This window comes from Leeuwenhoekiella sp. LLG6367-2.1 (genome assembly GCF_045055775.1).
In the GTDB taxonomy this organism is placed as follows: Bacteria; Bacteroidota; Bacteroidia; order Flavobacteriales; family Flavobacteriaceae; genus Leeuwenhoekiella; species Leeuwenhoekiella aequorea.
In genome coordinates, this window is sequence record NZ_CP159331.1 from 832978 (window position 1) to 848092 (window position 15115).

Consider the following 15115-nt stretch of genomic DNA (forward strand, 5'->3'; position numbering starts at 1 on the left):
ATAAAATTTTAATTTGTTAGCTCAATAAGAACCGGAGCTACTTTTTTAAGTCTGTAACCACTGTTTCCAGAAATCTGAGCAGTAATGTCAAAGATTTGCACTGTAGACCCACGTTGTGCTCTTCTTAGCACATCTTTAGCTCTAGAATCTAATTTATTTCCGTTAACCTGCACTGTAGGCTCACCAGGAACATTAAATTTGAAACCAGTTACATTAAGATTCAGATCAAAATCAAAATCTAAAAGTTTTGCACCTACTGTAGATATCTCTAACGCATTACGTTGCATCTTTAGTATCCCATCTTCTCCACGCAAAGTTCCTGTTGGACTTGGAATATCTTTTATTCTGAATCTCTTAGAATCACTCACTTTAGATCCATCAGCCATTGTACCAGAAACACTAATTGTCACTTCATTTCCTCCACCTGGATTCATAATATAACTACTCCCTGATTGTTTGGTTAAACCGGCTCCACTAGCACTTACACTATTATCTGGAACTCCCGCAAAACTAATAGTCATAGGGTTAGCAACTCCACGATATACCACATTCATCTTATCTGCAGAAATAGTTGCAGAGTTAGGTCTATTAATAACCGCGTATTCACTTGAAATAGGAATCGATTTTGGCTCACCATCTTCAGTATATACTAATTCCCCGGTAATAGTACGTGTTCCCACATTTCCTGCTGGGAAATCTAATACAACCTGACCAGATTGTAAATTTTCTACTTCGCTTCCATTAATAACTACCTTATCAAAATTCAGTGAATTATCAAATCGGCCTAATACTACTTTACCTTTAAAATTTTCACCAGAGAAAAATGCAGTTTTATCTGCAACTACAATGGCTTGATAATTACTTAACGAAACATCTTTACTTAATTGACCTTGAAGTAAAGAAGAATATACTTCAGATTCTGCGGTTCTAATATCGTTCTGCATCTGTGTAAAACGCGTAATTGACGCCGCTAAAGGGTAACCTTCAAAATTATAACGCAACCACGCAATTTCTTTACCATCCTTATTAGTCTGCGGTTCTACAGCAAATGTATTTTGAACAACTCTGTTAACATCGGCAAATTCTTCACCAAGAACAGCCTGCATCTGACTTTTATAACTTTCAATTTTAGCTAAGAAAGCATCTCCTTCTTTAGTATATCGATCTCCTGTAAACCAGCGCTCATCAAGAACTGCCGTCTTATCAAGATTTGCATAACTACTCGTATCAATACCGTCTGTCAATGTATCTTTGATACTAGCTAAATAGGTGTAAAAATCATCAGATATTTTCTTAACCTCTTCAGCTTTACCTAACAACGGTCTGTATTTAGCAGGCTGTTCCTCAGCCTTAGCCTCTAGACCTGCCATAGCTAATTGATTATCTTCAGCTAATCGAGCATTTGAGCTTGTAAATTTTACGTCAAATATTTTAAACGCATTTAGAATCTCCTTATCTACATTCATTGCTATCATCGCAATAAATACCAGATACATAAGATTAATCATTTTCTGTCTTGGGGACTGTGTTCCTCCTGCCATAATGGTATATTTTCTACTGAATTAATTTATATAAATAATTCAGTTATCTTTTATTCATAGCAGATAACATTCCACCATAAACTCCATTAAGAGATGAAAGGTTAGTCGCTAAACTTTCCATTTGCTCTTTTAATTTACCTGCGTTATTAGCAACTTCATTATTAATTTCTGCTTGACGTCCTGCTGTTTCAACCTGTACTTTGTAGAGACTGTTAAGCGACTCCATTTGAGCAGCTGCTAATGCCATTTCCTGGCTGTATTTTTTAGTAGAATTCATCGCTTCAGCTGTAGGCGCCATATTCTTAGCTGCACCTTCAAAGCTACGTATGCTAGTACTTAAACTTGTCATAAGCTCAGAATCTATACGTGCATCTTTAAGCATTGCGTCAAGCTTTTGAGATAAAAGACCTTTTTCCTCTACTACTTCAACTGTTTTTTTAGGACGAATTGCTGGAGCATCACCCGCTAATTCAGGATATACTAATGACCAATCTAAATCTTGAGCTGGTCTTTCAAATGCTGAATAAGCAAATACTAAAGCCTCGACTACCATCCCCAATGTAAGAATCTCTGACCCATATGGCCAGTGTTGAATTTTAAATAAAGCTCCTACAATTACTATAGCAGCTCCCAAACCATAAATCATGTTTGTAACAGAAAGACTTCCTTTTTTTGCCATCTTATTTTTTAGATTTTAAATTTTGAATTTAGGTTAAATGTATGGGGAAATTAAATATTGAATTAACGTCTTGAAGGGCCTTTTCTTGTATTTACATCTTGGTCAACTCCCAAGTAATCCTGGACAGTTCTAAAACCGATATAACTACGCGCAGAATCTGCATACTCATAATCACGGGTACTTACTTGTATAATATAAGCCACATCTTTCCAAGATCCTCCTCTTACAACTTTACGTTGATTTTTTGAGTCACTTACATTTGGATTCATAGTTGAAATGTATTCGTATGCATTAGGATCGTAAGATGAACCTACCCACTCCGAAACATTACCGGCCATATTGTACAAATCGTAGTCGTTAGGCTCATACGAATCTGCCTCAACAGTATATAAAGCCTGATCTGCAGCATAATCCCCTCTTAAAGGTTTAAAATTAGCCATAAAACAACCTCTATCATTTTTAGTGTAAGGACCACCCCAAGGGTAAGTAGCACCTTCTAAACCACCTCTGGCTGCATATTCCCATTCTGCTTCACTAGGTAAACGGAACCTATTAACTAATTCCTGACCTCTCTGTTTCTTATATGAGTTTTTATTATCTGTACGCCATTGACAAAAAGCTTTAGCCTGTTGCCAGCTAACCCCTACTACAGGATAATCATCATAAGCACTGTGCCAGAAATAATCATTATGCATAGGTTCGTTATATGAATATGCAAAATCCTTTATCCATACTGTAGTATCAGGATAAATTTTAGTTTCTTCTGTACGAATGAAATCTTTACGCTTCCCACCATTTTGACGAGCAGCAGCTTCCATATCAAGATATCTGTATTTATAGACTAATTTATCTACATCAATAGTACGCTGGCCGTTGTAAGATTCCTCTAATGGAATATACATAGTATCCATTACCTCAACATAGTATTCATCTGGATAATCCATAGGATCTGTAATTAGATCAATATCCCAGTTGAGTTTACGATCACTGTAATCATCACTAAAGCTGTAATAATTATCATACATATATTGCTCATAGGGAGTCATATTTTCTGGATCATAATCCACAAATGCATAATCTCCAATACCGTTATTTCCTGGGGTTTCCCCAAGTTCATCTGCTAAAATAGCCAGTCGTGCGCGGGTAACAGAGTCACGCACCCATTTTACAAACTGTCGGTATTCTGTATTTGTGATTTCGGTCTCGTCCATGTAGAAAGAACGAACGGTAACCGTTTTTGTAGGAGCATTTTTGATAGCAGCAATGTCATCATCACTTTTACCCATTATAAAGGCTCCTCCAGATACAAGAGTCATCCCGTATGGTTTTTCGGGATTCCATTTTTTTCCTTTGACTCCCACAAGTTCACCACGATCGTTACGACCACAACTAACTAATAAGCTTACAATCGCAATAAATGCAATAAACTTCTTCATAGGTAAATTAGGTTAAATCTAGATTTGAGACGGTAAACCTATCTATAAAATTGCTAAAAAACAATTTTTTGATAAAAATTACATTTCAAAACTAAAAGTTTTGTTAATTATATTTCATTCTTACGTTTTGCCTTGTACCAGCGCTCAGGTATTTCCTGATTACAGGCATTGATGTAGTCCTCTTCAGTGCAAGGTAATAACGTGTTACGCTTCAATTTATTATTAACGCCTTTTATAAATGGTATCTCAATCCACCAGCGTTCAGAAAATGTGCTTTTATAGAAGCTAAGCAGCTCATCATCAATAGGTACACTGTAATGCAAAAAGTCTGTTTCCCTGTTTTCGAGACGCTCGTTCATTCTATAATTAACACCCTCAATAAAGTACCAAATTAACTGCGCAATTAATGCGGCACCCGTTTCATTTTTTGCTTGTAAAATATACTCAAATATTCCAAAAACGCTTACGCGATCACTAAGTCCTGCATATCTAGCGATTGCACAAATCTCTCTTCCATTAAAACCATTTACATGTGCCGGGTGCATAAATCCTAAAGTTTCAGATTGTAATGCGGTAAGGTCTAAACTCACAACATCGGCATCTCTCATAACCGGCTCAACAGCCGTTAGTTCTGAAGTTAAGCTTCCAAGACGAAAAGAATCAAAGTACAACTTCTCCATCAGATCAATTTCTTCTTGAGAGTTATAATAGGTTTGATAGCCTATGTTCGAGTAGTTAAATAAGTTATATGGCTGATCAACAATAATTTTACCTACAAACGATTTATTAGTAATAGGTAAACTGCTATTTCCTAAATCAAAATGACCATCAATATTAACCAGATTCACCATCTGATCTAAACCATCATAAGCTCTATAAATCGCATAGGTAAGATCTTGACTTCCACCAAGAATTACAGGCACTACATTTTTCTTAACAAGATCTGTAACAATTTCCTTTAATGCGTAATAGGTATCAGAACTGCTTTCTCCAGGTTGGAGGTCTCCCAGATCACTAATTATCGTATGCCAATTCCCGGGATATAAACTATAAAATGCCCTTCTTATTGCTGAAAAATCTAAGCTATTTTCAATGTGATTTACGCTGCCTCTACTTTCTCTAACACCCAAAATAGCAATATTCACACCTTTTAATTCAGGCAATCCATTTTCACGAGAATGAACTTTAATCGCGTGTCCAAGACATTGCTCATTCAACAAATCTATTTGTGCAATCACCGAATCAGAAACCGGAGATAAATTCTCAAAAGCCATCTATTTTTTCTTTTTTGCTGGTGCTTTCTTTGCTGTACTTTTCTTTGCGGTAGTCTTCTTGGTAGTTGACTTTTTTGCAGTAGTTTTCTTTGCTGCTTTTTTCTTCGGCCCTTGTTTTTCTATTATATCTTTTACTTCTTCCAAAGTCAAGGCAGCTGCATCTACTGTTTTTGGCAATTCGATTTTAACCTTTCCTTTGATAATATTAGATCTTCCCCATCGTGCCTTTTCTACACGAATACCCTCATCTTTAAAATCGTGAAGTACTTTATCCTTCTCCTTTTGCTTCTTATCTTCAATTAATTCAACAATATCCTTGTCTGTCAAATTATCAAAGTCATACTTTTTATTTACATTGATAAAAATGCTATTCCATTTTAAATAAGGTCCAAAACGCCCTACTCCTTTTTGAACAGGTTTATCTTCATAAGTATAAATAGGAGCATCGGCTTTCTGTTTCTCTTTTATGTATTCTACCGCTTCGTCATACTCTACTTCTAAAGGGTCTCTACCTTTTGGTAACGAAACATAAGTTTTACCGAATTTAACATAGGGTCCAAAACGTCCATTGTTTACCTCAACTGGCTCCCCTTCAAATTCACCTAAATCACGTGGAAGTTTAAAGAGATCCATCGCTTCTTCAAAAGTTATACTCTCAAGCTGTTGATCTGGTAATAAACCTGCGAATAATGGTTTTTCTTCATCTTCCACAGAACCTATTTGAACCATGGCACCATATTTACCAAGTCTCACACTTACCGGCTTGCCGCTTTTAGGATCTTTACCCAGCACACGCTCCCCTACTTCACGCTCTGCATTTTCGGCTACATGTTTCACTTGAGGATGAAAGTCCTTATAGAAGTCCTTCATCATTTTTGTCCACTCCTCATTGCCTTCAGCAATCTCATCAAAATCTTGTTCAACCTTGGCTGTAAAGTTATAATCCAGGATATTTTCAAAATGCATAACCAGAAAATCATTAACTACCATTCCCACATCCGTAGGAACAAGTTTACCCTTATCTGATCCTACCTTCTCTGATAGTTTACTCGCTTTAACAACGCCCTTTTTTAAAGTAATAAGGTCATATTCACGCTCCACACCCTCAACATTTCCTTTTTCGATATACTTTCTATTCTGTATAGTTGTAATAGTAGGTGCGTATGTAGAAGGTCTTCCTATCCCCAGCTCTTCTAGCTTTTTAACTAAAGATGCTTCGGTATAACGGTAAGGTGCTCTTGTAAAACGTTCTGTCGCAGTAATCCAGTGGTTATCTAAAGATTCTCCTTCTTTTAACGGAGGTAAAATTCCACTTTCTTCTTGATCTTCATCATCTGTGCCTTCAAGATATACTTTTAGAAACCCATCAAATTTTATTACCTCTCCATTAGCTGTAAAATTAGATGGATGATTTGAAGATGCAATCTGTACGTTTGTACGCTCTAATTTTGCCTCACTCATTTGGGAGGCAATCGCACGTTTCCATATTAATTCATACAGACGCGCTTGATCTCTATCAATATTTACTGAATGTTTGCTAAAATCTGTAGGACGTATTGCTTCGTGAGCTTCTTGAGCCCCTTTACTCTTTCCTTTGTAGTTACGCTCTTTGTGATACTTAGTACCGTAAGCAGAATTAATCTCCTGTGCAGCTGCCGCTTTAGCATCCTGTGAAAGATTAACGCTATCTGTTCTCATATAGGTAATAAGACCTGCTTCATAAAGACGTTGCGCCATATTCATCGTCTTACTCACCGAAAAATACAACTTACGCGCAGCTTCCTGCTGTAGTGTCGATGTTGTAAATGGAGGTGCAGGAGATTTACTCGCAGGCTTTGTAGTAAGCGCATCTACTTTAAATGTTGCAGTAGCATTAGCTTCTAAAAAAGCTTCTGCTTCTTTCTTTGTATCTAAGTTTTTAGGAAGTTTTGCCTTTAGCGTTTTCCCATCTGCATTTGCAAACTCTGCATCAACTCTAAAGTAATCTTCAGTATTAAAAGCTTGTATCTCCCGTTCCCGTTCTACAATTAAACGTACAGATACAGATTGTACTCTTCCCGCAGACAAACCTCCTTTTACTTTGCGCCATAGTACCGGCGAAATCTCATATCCTACTAGACGATCTAAGACACGTCTTGCCTGCTGCGCATTCACTAGATTATAATCAATATCTCTCGGATTTTCTATTGCCTTAAGGATAGCCTTCTTTGTAATTTCAGAAAAAACGATACGCTTGGTTTTATTTTTATCTAGCTTCAGCTCCTCAGCAAGATGCCAGGCAATCGCCTCTCCTTCTCGATCCTCATCACTCGCTAACCAAACCATTTCTGCTTTGTCTGCTAAGTCTCGTAATTTTTTTACTACTGTTTTCTTATCTTTATTTACAGTATACTTTGGCGTAAAATCACCTTCAACATCTACTCCCAATTCTTTTGTTGGCAGATCTGCTATATGACCAAAACTACTTTCTACTTTATAATCTGTCCCCAGAAATTTCTCGATAGTTTTTGCCTTTGCGGGTGACTCAACAATTACAAGATTTTTTGCCATAATGCTCTTTTGAAAATTTTCTCATCAAAAATAAATAGCCTTTCTAGCTGAATATATTTTTGACTTTAGAATCGCAAAAGTAGTAGAAAATTTATTATTGAGATCAGAAACCTAAGCTATACCTTAAATACATTATTTGAAATTCGAAAAACGAGAGGTTTAAAATAATCATGAACTTCAGTTTAATTGATTTGAAATTTCGTTGTAATGACACTTTGTCACAAGTTGAGTTAATCGTATCTTTGCCCACTATTTTTAGGAAGCAGACCGTATTATGGAGAAGATTATAGACGAAACAAAACAAGGAGAAACACTGGTATTAGAGCCTCAGAAAGCAAACACAAAAAAGCTTTTTATAGAAAGCTACGGATGCCAGATGAACTTTAGCGACAGTGAGATTGTAGCATCAATACTTGCAGATCAAGGATACAATACCACTACTCGGCTTGAAGATGCAGATCTTGTTCTTGTTAACACCTGTTCTATTAGAGACCGCGCAGAACAAACGGTTCGTAAGCGTTTAGAGAAATACAATGCCGTAAAGAAAATTAATCCTACTATGAAAGTGGGAGTTTTAGGCTGTATGGCAGAACGTTTAAAAAGCAAATTTCTGGAAGAAGAAAAAATCGTTGATCTTGTAGTAGGTCCTGATGCCTACAAAGATTTACCTAATCTTCTGGAAGAAGTAGAAGAAGGACGCGATGCTATAAATGTGATTCTTTCTAAAGAAGAAACCTATGGGGACATTGCACCTGTACGCTTACAAAGTAATGGTGTAACGGCATTCGTAAGTATTACAAGGGGTTGCGATAATATGTGTACTTTTTGTGTAGTACCATTCACTCGGGGTCGTGAACGTAGTCGAGATCCTCAAAGTATCATTGAAGAAGTTAATGATCTGGCTTCTCGGGGATATAAAGAAGTTACGTTATTAGGACAAAATGTGGACAGCTTTCTGTGGTATGGTGGTGGTCTCAAAAAAGACTTTGATAAAGCCAGCGAAATGGCAAAAGCGACCGCTGTAAATTTCTCAGATTTATTAGCTCTTGTCGCTGAAGCACAACCCAAAATGCGAATTCGTTTTTCTACATCAAATCCGCAGGATATGACTTTAGATGTGATACGCACAATGGCTAAGTATGATAACATCTGCAACTACATCCATTTACCCGTACAAAGTGGAAGCGACCGCATTTTAAAGGAGATGAATCGCCTTCATACCAGACAAAAATATTTTGATCTTATAGACAACATACGCCAGATTATACCAGATTGTGGTATTTCTCAAGATATGATAACTGGCTTCCCTACAGAAACTGAAGAAGATCATCAAGACACATTGAGTTTACTAGAATATGTAAAATATGACTTCGGTTTTATGTTTGCGTATAGCGAACGTCCAGGAACAATGGCAGCTCGTAAACTTGAAGATGACATTCCGTTAGCGGTTAAAAAAAGACGCTTAGCAGAAGTTATAGCTTTACAATTAGAGCATTCTCATATTAACACATTAAAGCAAGTAGGCCGGATAGTTGAGGTCCTAATTGAAAAGGAATCTAAAAAGAGTGACGCAGAATGGTCTGGTCGCAATTCGCAAAATACGGTTGTTGTTTTCCCAAAAGAACATTATAAAGTAGGTGATTTTGTAAATGTTGAGATTACCAGCTGTACTACTTCAACACTTAAAGGTAAAGCAGTGGGTTATTCTTCAAATAATTAATTAGCTAATGGAATCAGTTCACGCTATAAAGCAACGTTTTGGTATTATTGGAGATGATCCAAAACTCAATCGCGCCATAGAAAAAGCGATACAGGTAGCTCCTACAGATATTTCAGTATTAGTAACGGGAGAAAGCGGTGTGGGTAAAGAAAGTATACCCCGTATTATTCACTCGTTATCTCACCGTAAGCATAATAAATATATAGCTGTGAACTGTGGTGCTATACCAGAAGGAACCATAGACAGTGAACTTTTTGGCCATGAAAAAGGTGCCTTTACCGGCGCATCCTCTACACGTAGTGGTTATTTTGAGGAGGCAGATGGTGGCACCATATTTCTCGATGAGGTAGGTGAATTACCACTTCCCACTCAAGTGCGCCTGTTACGTGTATTAGAAAATGGTGAATTTTTAAAAGTAGGTTCTTCAAAAACACAAAAAACCGATGTACGTATTGTAGCTGCAACAAACGTAAAGATGTTTGAAGCTATTAAGCAAGAGCGTTTTAGAGAAGATTTATACTATAGATTAAGTACAGTAGATATTAATCTACCTCCACTACGAGAGCGTAAAGAAGACATTCATCTTCTGTTTAGAAAATTTGCTTCAGATTTTGCAAACAAATACAAGATGCCTACAATTCGTCTTGATGATGATGCAATTAATAGCTTATTAAAATATCGCTGGAGTGGTAACATAAGACAACTGCGCAATGTAGCTGAGCAAATTTCAGTACTGGAGCAAAATCGTAGTATTTCCTTAGAAAAACTGCGTCATTATTTACCAGATACAGGATCAAACCTACCCGCTGTAATAGGCTCAAAAAAGAGCGAGAGTGATTTTAGTAGTGAACGTGAAATACTTTATAAAGTACTTTTTGATATGAAAAGTGATCTTAATGACCTTAAGAAGCTCACTTTGGAACTCATGGAAAAAGGAAATAATGCCAGTGTTCAAGAGGAAAATAAATCCTTGATAAAGAAAATTTACAGCGAAGAAGAAACTGATGCATACGAGAGTGCAGAAGATATAACTGAAGTACTGCAATTACCACAAGAATCTGCTGCAAAAACAACGATAGCAGACAAATATCATTTTGCTGAAGACGTTGAGGAAGAAGAAACCTTATCGCTTCAGGAAAAAGAATTAGAACTTATTGAAAAATCTCTTGAAAGACATAGCGGCAAACGTAAAGCAGCCGCAAAAGAACTGGGAATTAGCGAGCGTACTTTATATAGAAAAATTAAACAATACGATCTTTAAAGAGTTTATTAAACCACCTATGAGAAAACTTAAAATTGCTTTTCTTTTACTTAGCTGCCTCTGTTTAAACAGCTGCGGATTTTATTCGTTTACAGGAATTTCTATAGAACCCGGTACCGAAAGTTTTTATGTGAATTATTTTCAGAACAATGCTCCTATTGTAGAACCGGGAATTGATAGAGATTTCACATTTGCTTTATCAGATTTGATTCAAAACCAGACCAGTTTAAATTTAGCTACAAATGCAGCAAATGCAGATTTAATCTATGAAGGTGAGATTGTAGATTATTATATTGCGCCACAAACTGCAACCTCAGATAACCTTGCTGCGCAAAACAGGTTAACTATCGTAGTCTTATGTAGATTTACCAATACTAAGAAGGAAGATGGCAGTGATGATTTTGAAAAACGCTTTTCATTTTTTGTTGACACGCCGGGAACAACTCAATTAGTAGGTGCTGCACTTGATAGTGCTATCGCAGAAATTTTTGAGCGTATAACGCAAGATATATTTAATGAATCGCTGGCAAACTGGTAAATGAATACACACGATTTTACATACCTTCTAGAACACCCCGATACGATTACAGCAGAACATGTAATTGAATTAAATGAGGTTGTAAAAAAGCATCCTTATTTTCAAGCAGCTCGTGCCCTCAATTTAAAAGGTTTAAAAAATCAAGATAGTTTCTTATACAATAATCAGCTAAAGAAAACAGCTGCATACACTCAGGATCGTACCGTTCTATTTGACTATATCACTTCAGAAAGTTTTAATCAATCTGCAATTAGTGAGCAAATAAAAGCACAGGAAGAACAACTTAGAGATATGCCGGTACATGATCTTATAGATGTTTCTTCAGATTTAGAAGTAGAAGAACTAGCTAAAGCGAATCAAGTGCTAGCAAATGACTTCTTTATCCCAAAAGAAGAGTCAGAAGAAGCACAAAATAGCGATGATTCTGCTGATAGCTTAGAACTGGGAAAACCTTTAGAGTTTACTCAACATGAAACTCATTCATTCAGCCAATGGCTTAAGATTACTTCTTTTAATAAAATAGACCGCAATTCACCTGAAGATACTCAGCCTTTAGAAGATAATGAATCACGTACTGAAGAACCTAAATTAGCAGTAAAGTCCCAAAAACTCGTATCCTTTTCAGCAATAGATGAAGATGAAGAAGAAGATCCTGACCGTACCCGTCGTCTGGAGTTAATCGATAAATTTATTGAGACAAATCCTAAAATAAAAGTTAGAACTCCCGAAGAAGGGTTTAAAAAACCAGATCTATCTGGAGATTTTCAGCCTAATGAAAGCTTAATGACGGAGACTTTAGCTCGTGTTTACGTAGAGCAGAAGAATTATCAAAAAGCAAAGCAAGCATATAAAATTTTATGTTTGAAATATCCGGAAAAAAGTGGTTTCTTTGCAGACCAAATTCGGGCAATAGCAAAATTGCAAGAAAATAAATAATAAACTGCGGCACTTTTAAAATAGAAATCCGCCTTTGTAAAGCCTTAAACTATGTTTTTAATTTTTTTAGTTTTAATTGTAATTGTAGCATTTCTACTTATTGTAGTAATTATGGTACAAAACCCTAAAGGTGGTGGTTTATCTTCTTCTTTTGGAGGAGGCGGAACACAACAAATAGGTGGTGTTAAAAAAACCGGTGATTTCTTAGATAAAAGTACCTGGGGACTAGCTACAGTTTTACTGGTACTTATATTAATATCTAATGTAACTATTTTTGGCGGTGGCGATGCTTCAGAATCTAAAGTGATTCAAGGAGAAGATGTAGAAAACATTATGCCTGTACCTGACGCTACTGTTCCTGCAGAAGCTACTTCAGGAGACAACACAGAATCGAACTAAATGACATTTTAGTCATATATAAAATCTGAAGACCGCATAAATGCGGTCTTTTTTTTGCCTTTTTGTCAGCCAAAGTCTGCTGGCATAATTTCTGCCTTACAGGCATCATATCAAGAACTTTATTAACTAAAAAATTATATTAAAATGGGAGTAAACATTAAACCACTTTCAGACCGTGTTTTAGTAGAGCCTACAGCCGCTGAAACAAAAACAGCATCTGGACTATATATTCCAGATACAGCTAAAGAAAAACCTCAACAAGGTAAAGTAATAGCGGTAGGGAATGGAAAAAAAGATCACGATATGACCGTTAAGGTTGGTGATACAGTTCTTTACGGAAAATATTCTGGAACCGAATTAAAATTAGACGGAACAGATTATTTAATTATGCGTGAAGAGGATATCCTTGCAGTTATCTAATAACTTTAAGTTCTTCTATTAATTATTATAATAACATTTTACTTTTCGCATAAGCGAGAAATTTAAAAAAATATATACAATGGCAAAAGAGATAACATTTGACATCTCAGCAAGAGATGGTATTAAACGCGGTGTAGATGCATTAGCAAATGCTGTAAAAGTTACTTTAGGTCCTAAAGGACGTAACGTGATAATCAATAAATCTTTTGGTGCTCCTCAAGTAACCAAAGATGGTGTAACTGTTGCAAAAGAAATTGAACTTAAAGATCCTTTAGAGAATATGGGAGCTCAGATGGTTAAAGAAGTTGCTTCTAAAACTAATGATCTTGCCGGTGACGGTACTACAACTGCAACTGTACTTGCTCAAGCTATCGTACAAGAAGGCCTTAAAAACGTTGCTGCAGGAGCAAATCCGATGGATTTAAAACGCGGTATTGACAAGGCTGTTGAAGCAATCACAAAAGATCTTGCAGCTCAAACTAAAGAAGTAGGAAACTCTTCAGAAAAAATTAAGCAGATTGCTGCTATTTCAGCAAATAACGATGATGTTATTGGTGAATTAATTGCTGAAGCTTTTGGTAAAGTTGGTAAAGAAGGTGTAATTACTGTTGAAGAAGCAAAAGGTACTGAAACTTACGTTGACGTTGTTGAAGGTATGCAATTTGACCGTGGATACTTATCTCCATATTTTGTGACTGACAGTGAAAAAATGCAAACTGAATTAGAGAATCCTTATATCTTATTATTTGATAAAAAGATTTCTTCTATGAAAGATTTGTTACCAGTACTTGAGCCAGTTGCTCAGTCAGGTAAGCCTTTATTAATCATTGCAGAAGATGTAGATGGTGAAGCTCTTGCTACTTTAGTAGTAAACAAATTAAGAGGTGCTCTTAAAATTGCTGCTGTAAAAGCTCCAGGTTTTGGAGATCGTAGAAAAGCAATGTTAGAAGATATTGCAATTTTAACTGGAGGTACAGTTATAAGCGAAGAGCGTGGCTTTACGTTAGAGAATGCTACAATCGATATGCTAGGTACAGCAGAGAATGTAACAATCGATAAAGACAACACTACAATCGTAAATGGTTCTGGTGATAAAGACGGAATTAAAGGTCGTATCAATCAGATAAAAGCTCAAATTGAGTCTACTACCAGCGATTATGACAAAGAAAAACTTCAAGAGCGTCTTGCTAAATTAGCAGGTGGTGTAGCTGTACTATATGTAGGTGCTGCATCTGAAGTTGAAATGAAAGAGAAAAAAGACCGCGTTGATGATGCTTTACACGCTACGCGTGCTGCTGTAGAAGAAGGTATTGTAGCAGGTGGTGGTGTTGCTCTTGTACGTGCAAAACGCGCTTTAGAAAGCTTAGAAGCATTAAATGCTGATGAAGCAACAGGTATTAAAATTGTTGCAAAAGCAATCGAAGCTCCATTACGCACAATCGTTGCAAATGCCGGAGGTGAAGGTTCTGTAGTTATTGCAAAAGTTATTGAAGGTGAAGAAGATTACGGCTATGACGCTAAGACAGACACCTATGTAAATATGCTTGCTGCAGGTATTATAGATCCTAAGAAAGTAACGCGAGTAGCTCTTGAAAATGCTGCTTCTGTTTCTGGAATGATCTTAACTACCGAATGTGCATTAACGGACATCCCAGAAGAAAATGCTGGTGGTGCGATGCCAGGTGGTATGGGCGGCGGTATGCCAGGAATGATGTAATCATCCCCATTTACTTATCATAAAAAAAGCCCTTCAGAAGAATTTCTGAAGGGCTTTTATATTAAGGATCGTTTGGTATCTATTTAATCTCTTCACTTACAGTTCCACAATTTAGCATTACATCACCAAAATAAGGATTAAATATTTTCTTCTCATTAGAAATCCAGTAGGCGCCTTTACCGTCAAAGGCCATTGGGCAATATTGATAATAAAGCGTTCCGTCAGAAATATTCTCTTCTACAAAAGTTTTTATTCCTGCAGTTAATTTTTCAAAGTTTGCTCGTTGCTTGTTAATATCTTTAGTACTCGCAATTGACTGAGCCACCTGTTTTAAATCTGCCTCCACTTCTACTGCTTCCATTTTTGAGATCATATCTTCAGCGGCATCTTGAGCAGCTTCAGCATCTGTATTTACAAGAGCAATTTTAAGTTTGTTATAAGCATCATAAACACTGGTTACCTCCTCATTTTTAAACTGAGCTTCCCGTTTTGCTCCGTTATAAACTAGTTCGTGTTTTCCTGAATCACCTTCTGAAACAGTTACAGTTTTCTCTCCAGATTTGTTTTCGCCACAGGCTAATAAAAGTGCCGAAATAAAAATTATAGTAATATTTCTCATACGTTAATCTTAAGTTTCAATCAAA

At 36.5% G+C, this 15115-nt stretch carries 13 protein-coding genes; 7 read left to right on the forward strand and 6 right to left on the reverse strand.

Going from position 1 to position 15115, the window contains the following annotated elements:
• Positions 1–8: 8 nt before the first annotated feature.
• The 5 genes from gldM to topA all read right to left on the reverse strand — a co-directional run bounded on the left by gldM (position 9) and on the right by topA (position 7480).
• A complete protein-coding gene (gene gldM, locus ABVM53_RS03910) occupies positions 9–1541 on the reverse strand; it encodes a gliding motility protein GldM (RefSeq protein WP_405329685.1) in 1533 nt (510 codons plus the stop codon).
• A 43-nt stretch (positions 1542–1584) separates the two neighbouring features.
• The gene (gene gldL / locus ABVM53_RS03915) at positions 1585–2220 is read right to left on the reverse strand and encodes a gliding motility protein GldL (protein ID WP_405329688.1); all 636 of its coding nucleotides are present in this window, start codon (positions 2218–2220) and stop codon (positions 1585–1587) included.
• 62 nt (positions 2221–2282) lie between these two features.
• Positions 2283–3656 (reverse strand): gliding motility lipoprotein GldK, encoded by a 1374-nt coding sequence (gene gldK / locus ABVM53_RS03920; RefSeq protein ID WP_371456873.1) that lies wholly within the window; start codon positions 3654–3656, stop codon positions 2283–2285.
• A 107-nt stretch (positions 3657–3763) separates the two neighbouring features.
• Entirely contained in the window at positions 3764–4930 is a 1167-nt protein-coding gene (locus tag ABVM53_RS03925) for a formimidoylglutamase (RefSeq protein WP_405329692.1), read from the reverse strand.
• Positions 4931–7480 (reverse strand): type I DNA topoisomerase, encoded by a 2550-nt coding sequence (gene topA / locus ABVM53_RS03930; RefSeq protein ID WP_371456871.1) that lies wholly within the window; start codon positions 7478–7480, stop codon positions 4931–4933.
• Between the two features lie 274 nt (positions 7481–7754).
• Here topA and miaB point away from each other — a divergent pair, with 274 nt between their 5' ends.
• The 7 genes from miaB (at position 7755) to groL (ending at position 14471) form a co-directional block, all read left to right on the forward strand.
• Complete coding sequence (miaB, locus tag ABVM53_RS03935; protein ID WP_405329696.1) at positions 7755–9200, forward strand: tRNA (N6-isopentenyl adenosine(37)-C2)-methylthiotransferase MiaB; 1446 nt, start codon at positions 7755–7757, stop codon at positions 9198–9200.
• Positions 9201–9207: 7 nt separating this feature from the next.
• Complete coding sequence (locus ABVM53_RS03940; RefSeq protein WP_371456869.1) at positions 9208–10461, forward strand: sigma-54 interaction domain-containing protein; 1254 nt, start codon at positions 9208–9210, stop codon at positions 10459–10461.
• A 19-nt stretch (positions 10462–10480) separates the two neighbouring features.
• Entirely contained in the window at positions 10481–10999 is a 519-nt protein-coding gene (locus ABVM53_RS03945) for an LptE family protein (protein WP_128757769.1), read from the forward strand.
• On the forward strand, positions 11000–11935 hold the full coding sequence (locus ABVM53_RS03950) for a hypothetical protein (RefSeq protein WP_405329700.1): 936 nt from the start codon (positions 11000–11002) through the stop codon (positions 11933–11935).
• 51 nt (positions 11936–11986) lie between these two features.
• Positions 11987–12334 carry a preprotein translocase subunit SecG gene (gene secG / locus ABVM53_RS03955; RefSeq protein WP_371456867.1) on the forward strand — a complete coding sequence of 116 codons (348 nt, stop codon included), beginning with the start codon at positions 11987–11989 and terminating at the stop codon, positions 12332–12334.
• 144 nt (positions 12335–12478) lie between these two features.
• Positions 12479–12754 (forward strand): co-chaperone GroES, encoded by a 276-nt coding sequence (gene groES / locus ABVM53_RS03960; RefSeq protein ID WP_128757772.1) that lies wholly within the window; start codon positions 12479–12481, stop codon positions 12752–12754.
• 79 nt (positions 12755–12833) lie between these two features.
• Positions 12834–14471 carry a chaperonin GroEL gene (gene groL, locus ABVM53_RS03965; RefSeq protein ID WP_128757773.1) on the forward strand — a complete coding sequence of 546 codons (1638 nt, stop codon included), beginning with the start codon at positions 12834–12836 and terminating at the stop codon, positions 14469–14471.
• 79 nt (positions 14472–14550) lie between these two features.
• Here the strand turns inward: groL and ABVM53_RS03970 are convergent, their stop codons facing one another.
• Positions 14551–15090 carry a DUF3347 domain-containing protein gene (locus ABVM53_RS03970; protein ID WP_405329705.1) on the reverse strand — a complete coding sequence of 180 codons (540 nt, stop codon included), beginning with the start codon at positions 15088–15090 and terminating at the stop codon, positions 14551–14553.
• Positions 15091–15115 lie beyond the last annotated feature (25 nt).